This is a genomic window from Streptomyces sp. Act143 (assembly GCF_003143935.1).
GTDB lineage: Bacteria > Actinomycetota > Actinomycetes > Streptomycetales > Streptomycetaceae > Streptomyces.
In genome coordinates this window covers 8,741,417-8,762,001 of record NZ_QFRX01000001.1, presented here as the reverse complement: position 1 = coordinate 8,762,001, position 20,585 = coordinate 8,741,417, and the positions used below count along the sequence as shown (strand labels likewise).

Annotated in this window: 18 protein-coding genes; 3 read left to right on the top strand and 15 right to left on the bottom strand. The window is 72.5% G+C overall.

The genetic code is table 11. The features are described from left to right. Positions 1-26: 26 nt before the first annotated feature. The 9 genes from DI272_RS40020 to infC all read right to left on the bottom strand — a co-directional run bounded on the left by DI272_RS40020 (position 27) and on the right by infC (position 10,223). Complete coding sequence (locus DI272_RS40020; RefSeq protein ID WP_109500060.1) at positions 27-1,367, bottom strand: transcriptional regulator; 1,341 nt, start codon at positions 1,365-1,367, stop codon at positions 27-29. 276 nt (positions 1,368-1,643) lie between these two features. Next, positions 1,644-2,699, bottom strand: a complete 1,056-nt coding sequence (locus DI272_RS40015) for a PP2C family protein-serine/threonine phosphatase (protein ID WP_109500059.1) — start codon at positions 2,697-2,699, stop codon at positions 1,644-1,646. Between the two features lie 138 nt (positions 2,700-2,837). After that, entirely contained in the window at positions 2,838-5,348 is a 2,511-nt protein-coding gene (gene pheT, locus DI272_RS40010) for a phenylalanine--tRNA ligase subunit beta (protein WP_109500058.1), read from the bottom strand. Beyond that, positions 5,348-6,469, bottom strand: coding sequence for a phenylalanine--tRNA ligase subunit alpha (gene pheS, locus DI272_RS40005; RefSeq protein WP_109500057.1), 1,122 nt, complete (start codon positions 6,467-6,469; stop codon positions 5,348-5,350). Before pheS ends, pheT begins: the two co-directional genes overlap by 1 nt. A gap of 138 nt (positions 6,470-6,607) precedes the next feature. Further along, on the bottom strand, positions 6,608-7,717 hold the full coding sequence (locus DI272_RS40000; protein WP_109500056.1) for an ATP-binding protein: 1,110 nt from the start codon (positions 7,715-7,717) through the stop codon (positions 6,608-6,610). Positions 7,718-7,770: 53 nt separating this feature from the next. Next, positions 7,771-8,613 carry an RNA methyltransferase gene (locus DI272_RS39995; protein ID WP_109500055.1) on the bottom strand — a complete coding sequence of 281 codons (843 nt, stop codon included), beginning with the start codon at positions 8,611-8,613 and terminating at the stop codon, positions 7,771-7,773. Positions 8,614-8,771: 158 nt separating this feature from the next. Further along, on the bottom strand, positions 8,772-9,155 hold the full coding sequence (gene rplT, locus DI272_RS39990; RefSeq protein ID WP_033531708.1) for a 50S ribosomal protein L20: 384 nt from the start codon (positions 9,153-9,155) through the stop codon (positions 8,772-8,774). A 98-nt stretch (positions 9,156-9,253) separates the two neighbouring features. Further along, complete coding sequence (gene rpmI / locus DI272_RS39985) at positions 9,254-9,448, bottom strand: 50S ribosomal protein L35 (RefSeq protein WP_004933563.1); 195 nt, start codon at positions 9,446-9,448, stop codon at positions 9,254-9,256. 109 nt (positions 9,449-9,557) lie between these two features. Continuing rightward, positions 9,558-10,223: a translation initiation factor IF-3 gene (gene infC / locus DI272_RS39980; RefSeq protein ID WP_109500054.1), complete on the bottom strand. Its 666-nt coding sequence runs from the start codon at positions 10,221-10,223 to the stop codon at positions 9,558-9,560. Between the two features lie 387 nt (positions 10,224-10,610). On the opposite strand from infC, the gene DI272_RS39975 reads away from it, so the two are divergent. Next, a complete protein-coding gene (locus DI272_RS39975; RefSeq protein ID WP_109501288.1) occupies positions 10,611-10,991 on the top strand; it encodes a DUF1844 domain-containing protein in 381 nt (126 codons plus the stop codon). A gap of 12 nt (positions 10,992-11,003) precedes the next feature. Here the strand turns inward: DI272_RS39975 and DI272_RS39970 are convergent, their stop codons facing one another. Then, positions 11,004-11,735, bottom strand: coding sequence for an SseB family protein (locus DI272_RS39970; RefSeq protein WP_109501287.1), 732 nt, complete (start codon positions 11,733-11,735; stop codon positions 11,004-11,006). Between the two features lie 150 nt (positions 11,736-11,885). Between DI272_RS39970 and DI272_RS39965 the strand changes: the two genes are divergently transcribed. Further along, a complete protein-coding gene (locus DI272_RS39965; RefSeq protein ID WP_109500053.1) occupies positions 11,886-12,887 on the top strand; it encodes a serine hydrolase in 1,002 nt (333 codons plus the stop codon). A 4-nt stretch (positions 12,888-12,891) separates the two neighbouring features. On the opposite strand, the gene mycP is transcribed toward DI272_RS39965, so the two are convergent. Together mycP and DI272_RS39955 are read right to left on the bottom strand one after the other, a co-directional pair. After that, positions 12,892-14,073 (bottom strand): type VII secretion-associated serine protease mycosin, encoded by a 1,182-nt coding sequence (gene mycP, locus DI272_RS39960; RefSeq protein WP_109500052.1) that lies wholly within the window; start codon positions 14,071-14,073, stop codon positions 12,892-12,894. Further along, positions 14,070-14,894, bottom strand: coding sequence for a hypothetical protein (locus DI272_RS39955; RefSeq protein WP_109500051.1), 825 nt, complete (start codon positions 14,892-14,894; stop codon positions 14,070-14,072). Before DI272_RS39955 ends, mycP begins: the two co-directional genes overlap by 4 nt. A 1,368-nt stretch (positions 14,895-16,262) precedes the next feature. On the opposite strand from DI272_RS39955, the gene DI272_RS39950 reads away from it, so the two are divergent. Then, on the top strand, positions 16,263-17,465 hold the full coding sequence (locus DI272_RS39950; protein ID WP_109500050.1) for an amino acid deaminase/aldolase: 1,203 nt from the start codon (positions 16,263-16,265) through the stop codon (positions 17,463-17,465). Position 17,466: 1 nt separating this feature from the next. On the opposite strand, the gene DI272_RS39945 is transcribed toward DI272_RS39950, so the two are convergent. From DI272_RS39945 to DI272_RS39935, 3 genes are read right to left on the bottom strand one after another with little or no spacing between them, the layout of a single operon-like run. Then, entirely contained in the window at positions 17,467-18,381 is a 915-nt protein-coding gene (locus DI272_RS39945) for a DUF2510 domain-containing protein (RefSeq protein ID WP_109500049.1), read from the bottom strand. Between the two features lie 27 nt (positions 18,382-18,408). Further along, entirely contained in the window at positions 18,409-19,191 is a 783-nt protein-coding gene (locus tag DI272_RS39940) for a 3-oxoacyl-ACP reductase (protein ID WP_109500048.1), read from the bottom strand. Continuing rightward, a complete protein-coding gene (locus DI272_RS39935) occupies positions 19,188-20,576 on the bottom strand; it encodes an aldehyde dehydrogenase (protein WP_109500047.1) in 1,389 nt (462 codons plus the stop codon). The genes DI272_RS39940 and DI272_RS39935 overlap by 4 nt, the downstream gene beginning before the upstream one ends. Positions 20,577-20,585 lie beyond the last annotated feature (9 nt).

The following is a 20,585-nucleotide window of genomic DNA, read 5'->3' as shown; positions in this document are numbered from 1 at the left end:
ACGTACGGCAGTGTCCGTGTGGGGATTTACAACGGTACGCGCAGCGCTCCGTCGATGAGTTCGGCCGCCTCGGCCGTGCCCGCGCAGCCGCTGCGCACGAGGTGCTCACGCACCGCCCGGAGTCTGTCGCGCAGTCGCTGCGACTCCATTCCGCGGGCCTGTTCCGCCATCTGCACCGCGGTGGCCACCGCCTTGTCGGCGTTGCCCCGGCGCAGCTCGATCGTGCTGAGCATCGCCAGCCGGTGCACCCGGCCCCGGTCGTGCGCCGGGTTGTCCACGGCCGCCGCGGCATGCTCCCCCGCCGCCACCAGTTCGCCGAGGCTCAGCAGCGCCTCCGCCACCTGGACGTTGACCAACCCCGGCTGGACATAGCCCGTTTCGTCGGGTTCGTAACCGCGCCGGATGCGTTCGGCGGCCTGCTCGGCACGCCGGATGCAGGACAGCGCGCTCGTACCGTCACCGAGGTGCGCGTACGCCTTCGCCTGCATCGCGTACAGGTCGGAGGCGAGGGCGGGGGTGATGTGCTTGCCGGCGGCCCGCAGCGCCGCCTCCGCGAAGGCGACCGCCTGCCGGTGCTCGCGCATGAACAGCGCCTGGTTGACGAGCAGCGCGATCACATAGGCACCGAGCCCCCGGTCCCCACTGGCCTTCGCCAGCCTGAGCGCCTGATGGAAGTAGCGCTGGGCGAGGCCGTGCGCGTCGGAGTCGTACGCGCAGATCCCGGCGATCGCCACCAAGCCGCCCGTGGCCCGGTGCAGTTGGCGGCCGGTGGCGTCGGTGTAGCTGCCGCGCAGTAACGGCGCCGCCTCGGCGTTGAGGAACCCGACGATCCGGGTCCGGGTCGCTATGCCGCCGGCCTTGCGGTACATCTGCTCGTAGTGCGTCCGGGCCGCCCGCAGCATCTCCAGGTCCCCGGCGGTCACCCGGTGCCGGCCGCCTCGCGAGACATCGACGTCCTCGGGCGGGTTCTCCCACTCCCACACCGGCATGACGGCGGGCGTGCCGGTGACCGCGGGAGCGCCCAGGATGTGCGGGCGCTGCTGCTCGTCGGAGCGCCACAGGGCGGTGGCCCGCTCCACGAACCCGGACAGCGAGGTGCCGTGCGGGGTGGCGGGCTCGCCGGGCACACCGAGGCCGATGTCGTCGAGGGTGACGGTCCGGTGCAGCCGGCCCGCGAGCACCTCGCAGATGAGGTCGGGTACCTGGCCACGGGGGCGCTGCCCCTTCAGCCAGCGTGCCACGGCGGTGTGTTCGTAGCGGAGCGCGAGTCCGCGCGCCCGTCCCGCCTGGTTCACGTGCGCGGCCAACCCCGCGTGCGAGATCCCCGCCTCGTCCAGGATCGCGTCGAGCAGAGTATTGGGCTGCATATATGCCCCCCGGGTGCCTCGGTGCGGACAGAGTAGTGGGTCGGGGTTCACACGGGGTGTGAACGGAGTGCTCGAATCCGCAGCGTGCGCGCACTGTCGCGGAGAGTTTCCTGCCGGTTGACTGAAATGCCTCGCAAGAGGCCGGCCGGGCCGCCGGCTCCCCCTCGTACAGTGCGGCGGCCCGATTCCGCGCCGTCCGCCCAGCTGCCTGCCCGACACTCCGTGGCGGGGCGGACGGCCGCCGCCGGCTTGGCCGAGCGACTCAGCGCCGTTGGGCTAGAGGTGCGTTGTCGGCTGCGGGTCAGCTGCGGCTGGTCGCGCAGTTCCCCGCGCCTCCGAGCAGCGTCTGGGCGGGCGGTCGTTGCGCAGGATCAGCAAGGCGATGTCGTCCTGTGGCGTTCCCGAGTGCCGTAGAAGCGCTGTGAAGACCGAGCCCAGCAGCGCCTGCGGGGGCTGGCCCGCTGCCTTCCTCAGTGCCGCCGGCAGGGAGAAGAACCGGCCATGCGCGTCCCGCGCGTCCTCGGCCCCGTCCGTGTGGAGGACGAGGGTCTCGCCCGGGAGCAGGTGGCCGCAGGGCACCGCGGGCAGGTGGGACGGCAGAGGGAACGGCCCGAGCGGAGGGAGGGGATCCGCTCGGGTGAGGGGGTCCACCTGCGGGCCGCTGAGGAGGTACGGCCAGGGATGACCGCAGTTCAGCGCGTACACCGCGCCGTCCTGGCGGATCTCCAGCAGCAGTAGGGTGACGAACTCCTCGGCGACCGGATGCTCCGGCTCCACCCCGCTGGACGGATGTTCCGCGCGGGCCCGCTCCCGCAGATGCCGGGCGTGCGCCCGCTCCAGCCGCCGCAGGACACAGCCGAGTTCGACCTCGTCGTGCACGGCCTCGCGGAAGCTGCCCAGGACGGCGGCGGCGGTCGCGATGGCGGCGAGCCCATGGCCACGGACGTCACCCATGACCGCGCGCACGCCGTGCTCGGTGGCGATGACCTCGTAGAGATCGCCGCCGACGGACGCCCCGCGATCGGCGGAGAGCTGGGCGGCGGCGACATCGAGTCCGTCGATCCGAGGCGGCAACGGACGCAGCAACGCGCTCTGCGCGGCCCCCGCGATCTGGCGGATCTGCCGCAACTCCCGCAGCAGCGCCCGGCGGGCGTGCGCTATCAGCCCGGTGCCGATGGCGAAGAAGACGGCACTGGAGAGGAGCCGCGCCTCGAACCCGGTCTGCTGGGCGAGCGGACAGGCCATCCTGTACGTGATCGCCACGGCACCCCAGGCCAGGGGCAGCCCCAACCCCAGGGCCTTGCGGGGAACCCGACCCCTGATACGGATCATGCCGATGGCCCCCCATATAGGCCCAGACAGCAGAATCGGACCGACCCCGAAAGGCCGGTCCGATTCTGTCGATCCATGGCCCGGATGGGCCAGATCACTGGGAGTTCTCACTCGAACGAGTGAGGTGACGGTCGGTCGTCAGCCGCGCAGAACCGCTCCCGTGCGCTCCCCCGCCAGGGCGACGGCCGCATCCCGCGCGGCCGAGGCCTCGTCCACGGTCAGCGTCCGGTCGCCGGCCCGGAACCGCAGCGCGTACGCCAGCGACTTCTTGCCGTCGCCCAGCTGCTCCGCGTTCTCGTACACGTCGAACAGCCGGATCGCCTCCAGCAGTTCACCCGCGCCCTCGCGCAGCGCCGCCTCGACGTCGGCATGCGGCACGAACCGGTCCACGACCAGCGCCACGTCCTGCGTCGCCACCGGGAACGTGGAGATGCCCGGCGCCTGGGGCGTGTCGTCGCCGACGGCCTCCACCGCGTCCAGGTCCAGCTCCATCGCGCACGTCCGCGCCGGCACACCGAAGGCCTTCACCACGCGCGGGTGCAGCTCACCGGCGTGACCGACCACGGTCTCCGCACCGTCGGTGACGACCACGAGCTCGGCGCACCGGCCCGGGTGCCACGGACCGTACTGACCCCCGCGGACAACCAGCTCGACGCCGGCCTCACGGGCGACCGCCCGCGCCGCCTCGATCGCGTCGGCCCAGTCCGCCGGACGGCCCTTGCCCCACCAGCCGGCCTGCTCACGCGCGCCCGCCAGAACCGCCGCCACATGGCGCGGCTGCTCCGGCAGTACGGCGTTCAGCCCGGCGATCTCCTCGTCGGTCGGACGCCGGTCGACGGGCAGCCGGGCGGCCGTGCCCCGCGTCTCGCGCGGCCGGAACACCAGCCCCGTCTCGAACAGCGCGAGGTCGTGCGAGCCGCGCCCGTCATTGCGCCGCAGCGCACCCAGCAGACCCGGCAGCAGCGAGGTACGGAGCGCGGGCTCCTCGTCGTTGAGCGGGTTGGTCAGCTTGACGACACGGCGGGCCGGGTCGTCCGCCTCCAGGAGAAGCTGGTCGAAGACCTGCTCGCCGACGAAGGGGTAGTTCGGCGCCTCGACGTAGCCGGCACCGGCCAGCGCCCGGCCGACCCGGCGGTGCAGCCGCTGCCGGTGGGTCAGGCCGCGGCCCGACGGGGGCTTGGGCAGCGTGGAGGGCAGGTTCTCGTAGCCCTCCAGGCGGATGACCTCTTCGGCCAGGTCGTTGACCTCGGTGAGGTCGGGACGCCAGGACGGCACGGTGACGATCAGCTCGTCCTGCCCGTACACGTCGCAGCCGACCTGCTGAAGACGGCGGACGACGGTCTCGCGGCCGTACTCCACGCCCGCCACCTTGTCCGGGTGGTCGGCCGGGACGGCGATGGTGTGCGGCGCGGACGGCGCGGCGATCTCGGTGACGCCGGCGTCGGCGGTGCCGCCCGCCAGCAGCACCAGAAGGTCGACCGTGCGCTGGGCGGCGGCGGCCGCGGCGGCCGGGTCGACACCCCGCTCGAAGCGCCGGGACGCCTCGGAGGACAGCTTGTGACGGCGGGCCGTACGGGCGATCGACACCGCGTCGAAGTGCGCGGCCTCGATGACGACGTCGGTGGTGCCCTCGCCTTCTTCGTGGTCGGCGATCTCCGTGTTGGCGCCGCCCATCACGCCCGCGAGGCCGATCGGGCCGCGGTCGTCGGTGATGACCAGGTCCTCGGCGTGCAGCTTCCGCTCGACACCGTCCAGCGTGACGATCTTCTCGCCCTCGCCGGCCCGGCGGACGCCGATGGTGCCCTGGACCAGCTTGCGGTCGTAGGCGTGCAGCGGCTGGCCGAGCTCCATCATCACGTAGTTGGTGATGTCGACGGCGAGCGAGATCGGGCGCATGCCGACCTTCTGGAGGCGGCGCTTGAGCCAGATCGGGGACCGGGCCTCGGGGCTGAGGCCGCTGACCGTACGGGCCGTGAAGCGGTCGCAGCCGTAGGGCTCGGAGACCTGGACCGGGTAGCCGTAGGCGTTGGGGCCCGGGACGTCGAGGAGGGCCGGGTCACGCAGCGGCAGCCCGTAGGCGATGGCGGTCTCCCGGGCCACGCCGCGGATGGACAGACAGTCGCCGCGGTTGGCGGTGACGGCGATGTCCAGGACCTCGTCGACCAGCTCAAGCAGCTCGATGGCGTCCTTGCCGACCTCGGTCTCCGGCGGCAGCACGATGATGCCCTTGGTGCCGTCGTCGCCCATGCCCAGCTCGTCACTGGAGCAGATCATGCCGTGGGACGTCTTGCCGTAGGTCTTGCGGGCGGAGATGGCGAAACCGCCGGGCAGCTCCGCACCCGGGAGCACGACCACGACCTTGTCGCCGACCGCGAAGTTGCGGGCGCCGCAGACGATCTCCTGGGGCTCGCCGGTGCCGTTGGCGGTGCCGACGTTCACCGTGCAGAACCGGATCGGCTTCTTGAAGCCCTCCAGCTCCTCGATGGTCAGCACCTGGCCGACGACCAGGGGGCCCTTGAGGCCGTCGCCGAGCTGCTCGACGGTCTCCACCTCGAGGCCTGCCGAAATGAGCTTGGCCTGGACGTCACGCCCGGTCTCCGTCGCCGGCAGGTCGACGTACTCCCGCAGCCAAGAAAGCGGGACCCGCATCAGATCTCCATCCCGAACGGCCGGGTGAACCGGACGTCACCCTCGACCATGTCTCGCATGTCTTCGACGTTGTGGCGGAACATCAGCATCCGTTCGATGCCGAACCCGAAGGCGAATCCGCTGTACTTCTCGGGGTCGACGCCACAGGCGGTGAGCACCTTGGGGTTGACCATGCCGCAGCCGCCGAGCTCGATCCAGCCCTCGGAGGAGCAGGTGCGGCAGGGGCGGTCGGGGTTGCCGACGGACTCGCCGCGGCAGACGTAGCACACCATGTCCATCTCGGCGGACGGCTCGGTGAAGGGGAAGAAGTTCGGGCGCAGCCGCGTCTTCATGCCCTCGCCGAACAGGGACTGGACCATGTGGTCCATGGTGCCCTTGAGGTCGGCCATGGTGAGGCCCTCGTCCACGGCCAGCAGCTCGACCTGGCGGAAGACGGGGGTGTGCGTGGCGTCCAGCTCGTCGGTGCGGTAGACGACGCCGGGGCAGATCACGTACACCGGCAGCTCACGGTCGAGCAGCGAGCGGATCTGCACGGGCGAGGTGTGGGTGCGCAGCACGACACCGGACTCGGTGCCGCCCTCAGGGCCCTCCACGAAGAAGGTGTCGGCCTCGCCGCGGGCCGGGTGGTCCGGGCCGATGTTGAGGGCGTCGAAGTTGAACCACTCGGCCTCGACCTGCGGGCCCTCGGCGACCTCGTAGCCCATGGCCACGAAGACGTCCTCGATGCGCTCCGACAGCGTGGTGAGCGGGTGGCGGGCGCCGGCCGGCACGCGGTCGTACGGCAGCGTGACATCCACCGACTCCTCGACCAGCACGCGGGCGTCGCGCTCCGCCTCCAGCTCGGCCTGGCGGCCGGCGAGGGCCTTGTTCACCGCGCCGCGGGCCTGGCCGACGAGCTTTCCGGCGGCGGCCTTCGCGTGCGGGGGCAGGGCGCCGATCTCGCGGTTGGCGAGGGCCAGCGGCGAGGTGCCGCCGGTGTGGGCGACCTTGGCCTCCTGGAGCGCGTCGAGGGAGTCCGCGGCGGCGAAGGCGGCGAGCGCCTCGTCCCGCATGCGCTCGATCTCTTCTGGCTTCAATGCCTCGACCTCGACAGGGTCGTACGACTTATTCGGTGCCGACATCTCTTCCCGTGCTTCCGATTGGCTGGCTGAAGGTCCCCTAGACCGGCTGAGGGCCGTGCGCAGGACACAAAGGTGCCAAAGGCCGAGTCTAACGGGGTGGAGGTATACGAATGCGCCCGTGGGGCCGCTCTCCGGCTCTCAGGTGAGATACGCCGGGGCCGCCACGGGCAACGTAAATCGGAACTCGGCGCCGCCGCCGGGGGCGCGGCCGACCGTGATGACGCCGCCGTGGGCCTCGACGATGCCCTTGACGATGTACAGCCCGAGGCCCGTGCCGCCGCGCTTGCTGCCCCGCCAGAAGCGGGTGAAGACGCGGTTCATGGATTCCTCCGGGATGCCGGGCCCCTCGTCGCTCACGGTGACCGATGTGCCGATGTCCTCCCCTTCCCGGGGGGACGCGGCGGGCGTGACGTCAATCGTGACGGTTCCCTCGCCGTGGCGCACGGCATTTTCCAGCAGGTTGCTGAGCACCTGGTCGATCTTGTCGGGGTCGGCCCAGAGCGGGGGCAGCGGCTGTTCCACGCGGAGCAGGAAGCGGTCGGCGGTCTGCCCGGCGGCGACGTACGCCTGGATGTGCCGCCCGACGGCGGCCCCGATGTCGACGGGCTGCCGCCGCACCTCCAGCCGTCCCGAGTCGATCCGGGAGATGTCGAGCAGCTCGGCGATGAGCCGGGTGACCCGGTCGGCGTCGGCGTCGACCGTCTCCAGCATCAGCCGTTTCTGGTCGTCGGTGAAACGCTCCCACTTCGCGAGCAGTGTGGCGGTGAAGCCCTTGACCGAGGTGAGCGGGGAGCGCAGCTCGTGGGCGACGGTGGCGATCAGTTCGGCGTGGCTGCGCTCGGTGCGGCGCCGTGCCTCGGTGTCGCGCAGGCAGACGACGACCCGCCGGACGGGTCCGGTGGGTCCGGTGCGGACGTAGCGGGCGGAGACGAGGACCTCACGGCCGCCGGGGAGCAGCAGGTTGCGCTCGGGCTGCCGGGTCCGGATGGCGAGTCCGCCGTAGGGGTCGGTCAGCTGCCACCAGCGCCGCCCCTCCAGGTCCTCTAACGGCAGGGCCTTCTCCAGCCGCTGCCCGAGGGCCTCGGCGACGGGGACCCCGGTGATGCGCTCGGCGGCGGCGTTGTAACAGATCACGTGGCCCTGCTCGTCGGCGACGACGAGACCGTCGGGCAGGTCGTTGGGGTCGCAGGCGTGCGCGGCGTGCTCACCAGCCTGTGCTCCCGGTGCGCTGCTCGCCCCGACACTCATCCCCGTACCCCACCTCTCACGACGGCTGAGGGGCCCCCGAGCTGGTCACCCTACTAGCTGTGGGTGACGGAGCGGCACCCTCCGGAGGCGCGCTGTGCACGGGCCGACGCGTAGAGACATACGGCGGCCGCGGTCGCGAGGTTCAGGCTCTCGGCCTTTCCGTGGATCGGGACGCGCACCACGGCGTCCGCGAGCGCGCGGGTCTCCTCCGGGAGCCCCCACGCCTCGTTGCCGAACACCCACGCGGTGGGCCCGCCCATGGTGCCCTTGTCGAGCTCGTCGTCGAGGTCGTCGCTCCCGGCCCCGTCGGCGGCGAGGATCCGCACTCCGGCGTCCTTGAGCCCCTGGACCGCCTGCTCCACGGGCACGCCGACGGCGACCGGCAGATGGAACAGCGAGCCCACCGAGGCCCGTACGGCCTTGGGGTTGTAGAGATCGACGGAGGCGTCGGTCAGGACGACGGCCTCGGCGCCGGCGGCGTCGGCGCAGCGCAGGACGGTGCCGGCGTTGCCGGGGTCGCGGACGTGGGCGAGGACGGCGACCAGCTTGGGGCGGGCGGCAAGGATGTCCTCGAAGGGCGTGTCGAGGAACCCGCACACCCCGACGAGCCCCTGCGGGGTGACGGTGGTGGAGATGTCGGCGATGACGTCCTCGGAGGCGAGGTGCACGCGGGCGCCGACGGCACGGGCCTCGCCGATGATGTCGGCGTACCGCTCAGCCGCCTCGACGGTGGCGAACAGCTCCACCAGCCCGTGCCCGGCGGCCTCCCGCACGGCCTGCGGCCCCTCGGCCAGGAACAGCCGCTCCTTGCCCCGGAAGTTCCGCTTGGCGAGCCGCCGGGCGGCGGAGACGCGGGGGGAACGGGGGGAGATCAGCTCGGGGGCAACAGGGGGCATCCAACTCACCTTCGGTACCGGTTTTCCGCCGCAACGGCGATCAATCACGACGGCGGAATTCGGCGGTGCCAAACCCATCCGCGCCACTCAACGCAACGGACCCGCAGGCAGCAGCCCACGGGTCCGCACTTTCACGTCGGCCTAGGCCAAGCGCAGCGTCAGGCCGCCTTGGGGGCGTTGACGTCGGCCGGCAGGGCCTTCTGCGCGACCTCGACCAGCGCGGCGAACGCGGTGGCGTCGTTCACGGCCAGCTCGGCCAGGATCTTGCGGTCGACCTCGATGTTCGCGGCCTTCAGACCCTGGATGAAGCGGTTGTACGTGATGCCGTTGGCGCGGGCAGCGGCGTTGATGCGCTGGATCCACAGCTGACGGAAGTCGCCCTTGCGCTTCTTGCGGTCGTTGTAGTTGTAGACCAGCGAGTGGGTGACCTGCTCCTTGGCCTTGCGGTACAGGCGCGAACGCTGACCGCGGTAGCCGGAGGCCTGCTCGAGGATCGCCCGGCGCTTCTTGTGGGCGTTGACTGCCCGCTTGACGCGTGCCACTTGTTAACTCCTTGTAGCGGGGCCGTGGTTGGACTCACACGGCCCGGAAATCGATGGGGTCCCGGTCTGGAGGTGGATCAGGCGCTGCGCGCCCGACCTCACTTGCCGAGAAGCTTCTTGATCTTCGCGGCGTCGCCCGGGGCCATCTCGGCGTTGCCGGTGAGGCGACGCGTCACGCGGGACGACTTGTGCTCGAGCAGGTGGCGCTTGCCGGCGCGCTCACGGAGCACCTTGCCGGAGCCGGTGACCTTGAAGCGCTTGCTGGCACCGCTGTGCGACTTGTTCTTCGGCATAGCGCCGTTCTCTCCTCTGGGTGGCGCTCCGGTGCCCGGTCGCGAAACCGGGCACGGGTGGAGCGTCGCTCTTGTATCGGTTACGTCCTGGGGACTCGCGTCCCTGGGATCACGCCTCGGCCGGAGCCTCGGCCTGCGCCTCGGCGGCCTCAGGAGCCTCGTCGGCCTGGGCCTCCGCGGCGTTCTGCGACTTGCCAGGGTTGGCCTTCGCGTCGGCCTTGCGGGCCTCCTGCGCCTGGCGCGCCTCGGCCATCGCCTCGGTCTTCTTCTTGTGCGGACCGAGAACCATGATCATGTTGCGGCCGTCCTGCTTCGGGTTCGACTCCACGAAGCCGAGGTCCTGGACGTCCTCCGCGAGACGCTGCAGCAGTCGGTAGCCGAGCTCCGGCCGGGACTGCTCGCGACCACGGAACATGATCGTGATCTTGACCTTGTCGCCCTGCTTGAGGAACCGGACGACGTGACCCTTCTTGGTGTCATAGTCGTGCGGGTCGATCTTCGGCCGGAGCTTCATCTCCTTGATGACCGTGTGCGCCTGGTTCTTGCGCGCCTCACGGGCCTTCATGGCCGACTCGTACTTGAACTTCCCGTAGTCCATGAGCTTGCAGACCGGCGGGCGGGCGTTCGCCGCCACCTCGACCAGGTCGAGGTCGTACTCCTGCGCAAGCTCCAGGGCCTTGGCAAGCGGGACAATCCCGACCTGCTCGCCACTGGGACCGACAAGTCGCACCTCGGGAACGCGAATCCGGTCGTTGATGCGGGGCTCGGTGCTGATGGATCCTCCTCGGTAGCACCATACGGCGGTCTGGCGGACAGCCGCGTACGTCTCTTTTCGTAGGACCTAACCGCACCGAAGCACAAAAAATGCCCCGGACGATCACATGAGGGGGCTCCAAAGCACTACCGGAGCACCGCCACGATGATCGCGGGGCGCGATTTCGGGCGACTCCATCGTCCGTACGGAACGATGGCGGCCGCCTGACCGGGTGACCCGCCGCCCTGGGGGCGGTCAGGTGGGAGATCGGAGCCTCCACTTGTGGGCCGGACACGCGAGTATCCAGCCGGTCGTCACACAAGGTTAGCAGCAACCCGGCGGTGGTGCGAACCGGTGTGCACCAGGCCCGGTGCGGAGCGGTACGCCCCGGGCCCTATCGTGTGGGACATGAGTGACACCCCTCCTGAGTCCACCCCCGCGCCCGCCGCCGCGCCCGCCGACTTCGACGAGATGACCCGCGACATCGCCGAGGTCCCCGCCGTCGAGGTGATCGTGACGGTCGCCGTGAACCTGATGAGCGCCGCCGCGGTGAAGCTCGGTCTGACCGAGGAGGGTGACAAGTACAAGGACCTGGACGAGGCCCGCAAGCTGATCCACGCCCTCGCCGGTCTGCTGGACGGCAGCGCGACCGAGATCAGCTCCTTCCACGCGGCCCCGCTGCGCGACGGCCTGAAGTCGCTGCAACTGGCGTTCCGCGAGGCGTCCATCGTCCCGGACGAGCCGGGCCAGGGGCCGGGCGAGAAGTACACCGGCCCGATCTACGGCTAGTTCCCCGCGTCTTCACCCGCGCACGTACAGGGGCTCGCCCGGAGGCGTGGCCGTGGCCGGCAGCAGTGCCAGGTCGAGGCCGCGCACCAGGCGGGCCCTCAGCGTTTCGTCGGCGGCGATCCGCTCGGCGACGGCACGGGCGGCCTCCGCGGGGGGCGCCGCCGGGTCGAGTACGAGGGCCAGGGTGCCGTCCGCCTGTCCGGGCCCGAGGTGGGCGCGGAGCACGGCCGGTTCGGCGGCCACCGCTTGCCGTACCGCCGCGACGACCGCAGGATCGGCGAGCGGGTCGGCCGTCGTACGGCCCTCGGCGAGGGCGAGCAGCGCCGGCCCCGTCAGTTCGAAGGTCACCGGTCCCGCCATGTCGAGCAGGAGGGTGTCCGCCTTCTCGTGCGCGACGGCCTGGAGCGCCTGGTGCAGGGGCACGGCGACGGGGCGGGCCGCCGGGTCCCAGCGGGACAGCGAGTCGGTGGAGGTGAAAGCCGGCAGGGCGGTCCGGGCTCCGGCCTTGAGGGTGGGCACGGCCATGTCGCTGGTCTTCTCGCGGCGCAGTCCGTTCTCGTCCTCCTCGACCTCGCCGAGCACGGCCACGACGGGGACGAGCAGCCGGGCGCCCTTGAGTGCCTCCAGGACGGGTGCCACGGCGGTGCGGTCCTCGGCCCAGGCGGCGAGCGCCGCGCTCAGCCGCGGGTCGGCGGAGCCGTCGTCGTCGGAGAAGCCGGGGTCGGGAATGTTCTTGTTCGCCACGGTCACCGACCCTATAGGGGGGATGCTGCTGGCCTTGTGCGGGGCCGGAAACCCGCGCGTGACCGCCCTCACGGGAATCTCAGATTTCCCTGACACACATCTAACGTCCGTCTAACGGTCCGCACAGCCGGCGGCCCGAGCATCACGGGCATGGAGTCCCCCAGAGCCCGCCGGAACCGCCGCGCCCGCCCATCCCGGCGCCGCCCTCTCGTATACACCGTCCTCGCCTCCGTGGCCGTCGTCGGCGGTACGGCCGCCGGGACGGTCTATGTGAAGGCGCAGGCGCACTCCGGTGCCCGGCCCGTATCGTCGGCCGCGTCGCCGGACGCGGCGGCGAGTGCGGCGAGCGAGGAGGCTTCGGTGGAGCCCGTGGCGGTGCCCGCGGTGGACTACGACGGGCTGCTGGCCGACGCGCTGGACGCGGTGGCCGTGCCGGACGACGCGGACGTGTCGGTGGCCGTGCTCGACCTGGACTCCGGCGACAGCGCCACGTACGGGGACGCCGCCTTCGACACGGCGAGCATCGTCAAGGTCGACATCCTGGCGGCGCTGCTGCTCCAGGCGCAGGACGAGGACCGCTCACTGACGGCGGCGGAGAAGTCGTACGCCACCGCAATGATCGAGAACAGCGACAACGCCTCCGCGTCGGCGCTGTGGCGGGCCATCGGCAAGGCGGCGGGGCTGGACGCGGCGAACGAGCGCTTCGGGCTCACCGGCACCGAGGGCGGCGACGGCATGCTGTGGGGGCTGACCCAGACCACGGCCGCCGATCAACTCGCCCTGCTCCAGCAGGTGTTCGGGGACGGCTCGAAGCTGAGCGAGACCTCCCGGAAGTACCTCCAGGGGCTGATGGGGCAGATAGCCACCGACCAGCACTGGGGGGTTTCGGCCGCCGCCGACGGCTCCTCGTGGGCACTCAAGAACGGCTGGCTGCCGCGCAGTACGACCGGGCTGTGGGACATCAACAGCATCGGGCGGGTGACCGCTGCGGACGGGAACGACTATCTCGTCGTCGCGCTGTCGAACGGCAACGCGACGAAGGAGAAGGGGATCTCGTTGGTGGAGTCGGCGGCGCGGGCGGCGGTGTCGGTGTTCGCGGGCGAGAGCACGCACGCCTCGGCGTCAGCTGCCGCCACCACCGCCTCCCAGTGACGTCCTAGAAGCCGTCGTACCGTTCCCTGCGGCCCCGCCACAGCACCACCGCCATCACCAGCAGCACGCCTCCGACGCTGCCCGCCAGGGGAGCCGCCCAGTCGGCGGTGTCGTCCTCCGCCTCGGGGGCGTCGGGGCCCGCGCCGAAGTAACGCTCCCCGTACGCCGCCGACTTCAGGCCCTCCGGGTCGAGGCGGGCGGCTGCCTTGAGGGCGGCGGCGGGGTCGACGAAGCCGTAGCCGCGGGAGTCGTCACGGCCGCCGACGGGGGCGTCCCGGGCCGTGTCCTCCAGGAGCTTCTTGACCTGCGCGGGGGTCAGGCCGGGGTGGGCCGACTTGACGAGGGCGACGGCGCCGGAGACGAAGGCCGCCGCCGCGCTCGTGCCCCACCCCTCGTAGTACTTGTGGTCGGGGTCGGCGATGACGACGTCGTCGCCGGGGGCTGCGACCGTGGCGTACCAGCGGCGCGTGGAGAAGGAGGCGCGGGTGCCGTAGCGGTCGACGGCGGTCGCGGCGATGACGCCCGGGTAGGCGGCCGGGTAGGAGATGTGGTCGCCCTTCTCGCCGCCGTTGCCGGCCGAGGCGACGACGGTGACGCCCTTCTTCAGGGCGTACTGGACGGCCTCGTCCTCGGCGGGTTCGGGGTGGGCGGACTTGGAGTCGTCGCCCAGGGAGAGGTTGATGACGTCGGCGCCGTGGTCGGCGGCCCAGCGGATGCCCTCGGCGAGGGCGTTGCCGCGGGTGTTGCGGGCCTTGCCGCGGGCGGAGTCGCCGTCCTCCAGGATCACGCGGACGGGGAGGATCCTGGCCTCCGGGGCGATGCCCATGACGCCGTCGCCGTTCGCGTAGCCGTGGCCGTGCCCGGCGATGATGCCAGCCATCGCGGTGCCGTGGCGGGCCCAGGTGGCGTCGCCGCGGCTCGCCCCGAAGCCGACCATGTCCTTGCCGTCGAGGACGTTGCCGACGAGGTCGGGGTGGTCCGCCTCGACACCGGTGTCCAGGACGGCGACGGTGACGCCCTTGCCCTTGGTGGTCTGCCAGGCCTCCTGGGTGTGCATGGCGTCGAGGGCCCACTGCTTGGCGCGTATGCCGTCGGCGTGCGCGGCGGTGGCCGGGACGAGGGCGAGGGAGGCGGCGAGGAGGGCGCTGACGATGCCGGCCCGGCGGGTGTGGGTGGCGGCGCTCATGAGGTCTTTCCCGTCCCCTCCGTGGCCGGGGAGCCGACGGCTTTGCGCAGGCCGCGTTCGACGCGGTCGGCGAGGCCCTGTGCCTCGTGGCCGAGGCCGGCCTGGGCGACGGGGGTGGTCGCGCCGGACTGCATGGCGGCCGTGGCGGACTGCGGCTCGTCGACGGCGCGGCCGTCGGCCCAGCCGGAGACGGCGTACACGACGACGGGGGCGTCGGTGAGGACGGAGATCGCCCAGGAGGCGCGCTGCCCGCTGCCGAAGTCCGCGGCGGCCGTGCCCTTCGCGGGGTACGTCCGGGGCATCAGGTCGGCGCGGTCGCCGAGACGTTCCTTGGTGAAGCGGGTGTCGAGGGCGGCCATGCCGGTCGCGTCGGCCTTGGTGAACAGGAGGCCGACGGTGGTGACATGGCTCTGGGTGGCGTCGGTGTAGGTGGCGCGCAGGAGGCGTCGGCACCCGACGGGGGCGAGCGCCTTCTTCAGCAGTGGGTCGAAGGCGTCCTCGCAGCCGCTGTCCGGGGCGACGGCGATCCGCGTCCAGGTGCGGTCGGCGCCGCCGGGTCCGGCGCCGCGGCCCTGCACGGTGGGCGGGAAGAGCTGGTCCACGGGGACGCTGTGCCACAGTGCCTCGGCGGCGGTGAAGGAATCCTTCTCCCCTGCCGCGGCCGAGTCGCCGACGAGCCAGCTCCCGGTCACCGCACCGCCGATGAGCCCGAGGCCGAGCACGAGGCAGACGGCCACGGCGGCGGTGCGCGCTCCGGCCCGCATGCCCAGTGGCCGGGGCCGGGCGTTCTCGTCGTACCCCTCGGGCTCCCCGAACGACACGACGGGTCGCCCGGATCCGAGGGTTTCTCCAGGTGTAGGGCCGGATGTCAGGGGAGCGCTCCAGGAGAGGGCGGGGTCGGGGTGGATGGGGGCCGCGGCGCCGGAACCGGCCGACGTGGCCGCGGCCGGGCCGCGCCGGACGTCCGGTTCGCCTCCCCGCTCCGCGGGAACCGGGCGCAGCCGGAACGTCGTCTCCGCCGCGGACGCCGGGGGCACACCGCCACGCCGGGGCGACACCGAAGGCCGGGGCGGCGCCGGAGGCTGGGGCGACACCGAGGACTTGGGCGACACCGAAGGCTCGGGCGACACCGAAGGCTCGGGCGACACCGAGGGCCGGTGTGCCGGACGCGGCGGTACGACCGTCCCTGCCCCGCCAGCCGCGCCGGCCCCGCCGGGCCGGCCGGGTCCGTCGCCGTCGGCCTCCGCGCCGCCCGCGCTCCCCGCAGCGCCGTCCCGCGCACCGCCCCCGGCAACCGGTGGAGCGTCCGGAAAGCGTGCCGAGGCACGAGGCGGGGGCAGTGGCCCACGGGGGGTGGCGGCGCCGCCCGCGGAGGGACACGGCGGGGGGGTACGTGTGGACGCGGCGCCCTCGGCAGAGGCCTGCGGCGGGGTCAGGCGCGTCGACGCCGCGCCCTCGGCGGAGGCAGGAGACGAGGACGTACGCGTGGACGCCGCGCCCTCGGCGGAAGCGGAAGGCGGAGACATGCGCGCAGGCCCCGCGCCCTCGGCGGAAGCAGCAGGACGGGACATACGTGTCGACGCTCCGCCCTCGGCGGAAGCAGAAGGCGGAGACGCAGGCGGAGACATGCGCGTGGGCCCCGCGCCCTCGGCGGAAGCCGGCGGCGGGGGCGTAGGTGTGGTGGCGGTGTGGTTGGCCGTAGGGGTGCGCAGGGGTGGGAAGCGGGGCGGGGTGTCCGGGGTGGTGGGGGCCGCCGGGCGCTCGGGGGCGGACTCGCGCGAAACCTGTCGGCCGCCGTCCGTCATATCAGCGCCTGCCCCTGCCTCGCCCTGCGCACCCGCGGGCCGTTCGGAGGGTTCGGCTTGCTTCGGGGCCGTGGGGCGGGGTGGCGTGGTGGGGCGTGGGGGGATGGAGGCGTGCCGCGCTTCCGTGCTCATGCGCCCCCCGTTTCCCTCGTGCCCGGGCCTGTGGTCGTACGCGGGCGCCCGGGCGCGGGCGGAGCTCTCCGTCGTTCTCCGTCCCCGGGCACGCATACCCGCGCGGATGGCCCGGCATCCCGGCACACCCTTCGTACGTGCGCGTCACTCTACGGCTTGTCCCCGGGCGAGCGGGAACCAGTCCACGAGCCCGGGGCATCTGCCCGGAACGTCCCCCTACCCTGCGGTAATCCTGTCTGGCAGGCTTCGTTCATGACTGCGCGCGCCGCCGACCGGGCCCGTTACGACCGGGCCACCGCCCACCTCGACGCCCCTCTCGCGATCGTGGATCTCGACGCCTTCGACGCCAACGCGGACGATCTCGTCCGCCGGGCGGGCGGGAAGCCGATCCGGGTCGCCAGCAAGTCCGTGCGGTGCCGGGCGCTGCTGGAACGAGTACTCGCGAAGGACGGCTTCGCGGGGATCATGTCCTTCACCCTCGCCGAGTCGCTGTGGCTGGCCCGGTCCGGATTCGACGACGTCCTGCTCGCCTACCCGTCCGCGGACAGCGCCGGTTTCGCCGAACTGACCTCCGATCCCAAGCTCGCCTCCGCCGTCGCCGTCATGGTCGACGACGTCGCCCAGCTCGATCTCATCGACCGCTCCCGGGACGGCGGGCGTGAAGTCGTCCGGGTCTGCCTGGAGTTGGACACCTCGCTCAGGCTTCTCGGCGGGCGGGTGCGGGTCGGGGCGCGCCGCTCCCCGCTGCACTCCCCCGCCCAAGTCGCCGACCTGGCACGGGCGGTGGCCCGGCGGCCCGGCTTCAAGGTCGTCGGGATCATGGCGTACGAGGGGCATATCGCCGGGGTGGGCGACTCCGTCGCCGGGCATCCGTTCCGGTCGCGTGCCGTGCGGCTGATGCAGGCCACCGCGCGCCGTGAGCTCGCCGAGCGGCGGGCTGGGGTGGTGCGCGCCCTGCGGGCCGTCGTGCCGGATCTGGAGTTCGTCAACGGCGGTGGCACGGGCAGTGTGCAGACCACGGCCGCGGAGGACGCCGTCACGGAGATCGGCGCCGGGTCCGGGCTGTACGTGCCGCGGCTGTTCGACAACTACACGTCCTTCAGCGGGCGCCCGGCGGCCCTGTTCGCCCAGCCCGTCGTGCGGCGGCCGGGGGTCGGGGTCGTGACGGTCCTCGGCGGCGGCTACCCCGCCTCCGGTGCCCCGGGGCCCGACCGGCTGCCCGTGCCCTACCTCCCCGAGGGGTTGAAGTACGACCCTCAGGAGGGTCCGGGCGAGGTGCAGACCCCGCTGCTGGGCTCCCCCGCCGACGACCTCCTCATCGGCGACAAGGTGTGGTTCCGGCACGCCAAGGCCGGTGAGCTGTGCGAGCGGTTCGACGCGCTGCATCTCGTGGCGGGGGATGCCGTGACGGCGACCGTGCCGACGTATCGCGGCGAAGGGCAGACCTTCCTGTAGGTCAGCCGGTGGGGCCGATGCTGCTGCCCACGCCGCCGTCCGCCGTGCCCGACAGGGACCGGATGCCCTGGGTGATCCGGTCCATGTCGGCGAGCGGCGGACCGTCCTCGCCCGCGTCGAAGACATAGCGCACGATGACCGGGGCCTCGGTGCCGACGCTGGACTGGAAGGCGAGGGACTGCACGTAACCGCCGGGCCCTTCGGCCGTCTTGACGCGCCAGCGCACGAAATAGCCGGCCCGCCCCGCCACCGCGACCGGCCCGGACTTCACGAGCTGGTGGGACTCGATGCCGCCGAAGGGCCGCTTGCCGATCAGGTCGCGGTCGTAGGCGGCGTCGGCGGCCTCGGAGATGTCCGCCTCGGCGAGGGCCTCGGGGGACGTCTCGTCGTTGTCGGTGACCGTGCGGGAGGTGACGAGGCCATGTCGGCAGACGCCGGGGTCGCCGGGGCAGTCGTAGGTGCCGTCGGTGGTCATGAGGATGTCGTCGTCGACCGTGTACTGCGGGCGCACCCAGCCGTCGAGCAGCGGCACGGTGATGCCGTTGAGCTGGTCCTCCACCACGGCCGGGTCGTCGGCGGCGGGTTCGGGGGCGGTGTCCGCGGGTGACGGTGGCTCGCTGGTCGGCGCGTGAGTGGGGGTGATCGACTCCGTCGCGGCCACGTCGGCCCCGGTGCCCTCGCCGCCGTCGTCCTCACGCAGTACGAACGCGCCCGTGACGATCGCGGCGACCAGGACCGCCCCGGCGGTGGTGAGGGCGATCGCCCTGGCCCGCCCCGAGGTGCCGTCGGCCGCGACCGGCACCGGCGGGCCCGGGAGTGCGGGCTCGCGCCGGTGCTCGGTCCAGGTGGTTCCGTCCCACCAGCGCTCCAGGTGCGGGGCGTGCGGGTCGGGGTACCAGCCGGGCGGGGGCGTCATGCTCATCCCGGCACTGTAGGGCGCGGCCTACAGCGGCGTGACGTAGGCGCCGGAGATTCCGCCGTCCACCAGGAAGTCGCTGGCGTTGACGAAGGAGGAGTCGTCGCTGGCCAGGAAGGCGACGGCGGCGGCGATCTCCTCGGCCTCGGCGAACCGGCCCACGGGGATGTGGACGAGGCGCCGGGCGGCCCGCTCGGGGTCCTTGGCGAACAGCTCCTGGAGGAGGGGGGTGTTGACCGGGCCCGGGCAGAGGGCGTTGACCCGGATGCCCTCCCTCGCGAACTGCACGCCCAGCTCGCGGGACATGGCCAGGACGCCGCCCTTGGACGCGGTGTACGAGATCTGCGAGGTCGCCGCGCCCATGCGTGCCACGAACGACGCCGTGTTGATGATGGAACCCTTGCCCTGCCGCCGCATGTAGGGGATCGCAGCCTTGCAGCACAGGTAGACGGAGGTGAGGTTGACCTCCTGGACGCGCTTCCATGCCTCCAGGCCGGTGTCCAGGATGGAGTCGTCGTCCGGCGGGGAGATGCCCGCGTTGTTGAAGGCGATGTCGACGCTGCCGTAGGTGTCGTAGGCCGTCCTGAACAGCGCCTCCACCTGCTCGGCGTCGGTGACGTCGACCTTCACGAAGAGGCCGCCGACCTCGTCCGCGGCGGCCTTGCCGCGGGCCTCGTCGACGTCGGCGCAGACGACGTGGGCGCCCTCGGAGGCGAGCCGGCGTGCGGTGGCGAGGCCGATGCCGCTGCCGGCGCCGGTGATGACGGCCGTACGGCCGACCAGGCGGCGGCACACAATCTGTTCGGTCACTGTGCGGGGCCCTCCGTGCTCGGGGAGACGTTGCTGATGAAGACGTTCTTGGTCTCGGTGAAGGCGGTCAGGGCGTCCGGGCCGAGTTCACGGCCGAGTCCGGACTGCTTGTAACCGCCGAACGGGGTCCAGTAGCGGACGCTGGAGTGGGAGTTGACGGACAGGTTGCCGGCCCGCACGGCGCTCGACACCCGCAGGGCGCGGCCCACGTCCCGGGTCCAGATGGAGCCCGAGAGGCCGTACGGGGTGTCGTTGGCGAGGCGGATCGCGTCCGCCTCGTCGGTGAACGGCAGCAGGACGGCGACCGGGCCGAAGATCTCCTCGCGGGCGGCCTCGGAGTCGGGGGTCGCGCCGGTGAGCACGGTCGGCGCGAACCAGAAGCCGGGGCCGTCGGGGGCGCTGCCGCGCAGGCCGGGGATGTCCTCGGGTGCCAATGCCCTGACCCGGTCGAGCTGCTGACGGGAGATCAGCGGGCCCATCTGGGTCCTCTCGTCGGCCGGGTCGCCCACGACGACGGCCTTCAGCGCGCCGGCGAGCAGTTCGCGCGCCTCGTCGTAGACGGACTCCTGGACCAGGATGCGGGTGCGGGCGCAGCAGTCCTGGCCTGAGTTGTCGAGGAAGGAGAAGGGGTCGAGCGCCGCGGCGAGGTCCGCGTCGGCGAAGACGACGTTGGGGCTCTTGCCGCCGAGTTCGAGGGTGACCGGCTTGATCCGGCGGGCACAGCGCTCCATGACCGCGTGGCCGGTGCGGGCGGACCCGGTGAACACGATCTTAGCGACGCCGGGATGTTCGACCAGGGCGTTGCCGGTGACCGGGCCGTGGCCGGGCAGCACCTGGAACAGCCCTTCCGGCAGGCCCGCCGCAAGGGCCAGTTCGGCGAGGCGCAGGGCGGTCAGCGGGGTGGTCTCGGCGGGCTTGAGGAGGACCGCGTTGCCGGCGGCGAGGGCGGGGGCCGTGCCCCAGGCCGCGATGGGCATCGGGAAGTTCCAGGGGGCGATGATCCCGACGACGCCGAGCGGTTCGAGGATCGTGACGTCGAGTCCGCCGGGGACCGGGATCTGCCGGCCGTTCAGGCGCTCCACTCCCCCGGCCGCGTACTCCAGCAGGTCCCGGACGTTGCCCGCCTCCCAGCGGGCGTTGCCGAGCAGGTGGCCGGCCTCGCGGACCTCCAGCCGGGCCAGTTCCTCCCCGTGTCGGTCGACCGCGTCGGCGAACCGGCGCAGCAGCCGGGCCCGGTCGGCGGGTGCCAGTGCGGCCCACTTCGCCTGTGCCGTGGTGGCCCGGGCGACCGCCGCGTCCACGTCGGCGGCGGTGGCGGCGGGAACGGTGGCGATGATCTCCTCGGTGGCCGGGTTCAGGATCTTGAGCTCATGCTCGTACGACAACGCAGGACC

Bases quoted from the DNA above. Each gene is read 5' to 3' on its own strand.
- DI272_RS40000 (WP_109500056.1), bottom strand. From the start codon at position 7,717: ATGAGTGTCGGGGCGAGCAGCGCACCGGGAGCACAGGCTGGTGAGCAC.
- rpmI (WP_004933563.1), bottom strand. From the start codon at position 9,448: ATGCCGAAGAACAAGTCGCACAGCGGTGCCAGCAAGCGCTTCAAGGTC.
- DI272_RS40015 (WP_109500059.1), bottom strand. From the start codon at position 2,699: ATGATCCGTATCAGGGGTCGGGTTCCCCGCAAGGCCCTGGGGTTGGGG.
- pheT (WP_109500058.1), bottom strand. From the start codon at position 5,348: ATGCGGGTCCCGCTTTCTTGGCTGCGGGAGTACGTCGACCTGCCGGCG.
- pheS (WP_109500057.1), bottom strand. From the start codon at position 6,469: ATGTCGGCACCGAATAAGTCGTACGACCCTGTCGAGGTCGAGGCATTG.
- DI272_RS40020 (WP_109500060.1), bottom strand. From the start codon at position 1,367: ATGCAGCCCAATACTCTGCTCGACGCGATCCTGGACGAGGCGGGGATC.
- DI272_RS39965 (WP_109500053.1), top strand. From the start codon at position 11,886: ATGGAGTCCCCCAGAGCCCGCCGGAACCGCCGCGCCCGCCCATCCCGG.
- DI272_RS39975 (WP_109501288.1), top strand. From the start codon at position 10,611: ATGAGTGACACCCCTCCTGAGTCCACCCCCGCGCCCGCCGCCGCGCCC.
- DI272_RS39995 (WP_109500055.1), bottom strand. From the start codon at position 8,613: ATGCCCCCTGTTGCCCCCGAGCTGATCTCCCCCCGTTCCCCCCGCGTC.
- DI272_RS39945 (WP_109500049.1), bottom strand. From the start codon at position 18,381: ATGACGCCCCCGCCCGGCTGGTACCCCGACCCGCACGCCCCGCACCTG.
- DI272_RS39950 (WP_109500050.1), top strand. From the start codon at position 16,263: ATGACTGCGCGCGCCGCCGACCGGGCCCGTTACGACCGGGCCACCGCC.
- mycP (WP_109500052.1), bottom strand. From the start codon at position 14,073: ATGAGCGCCGCCACCCACACCCGCCGGGCCGGCATCGTCAGCGCCCTC.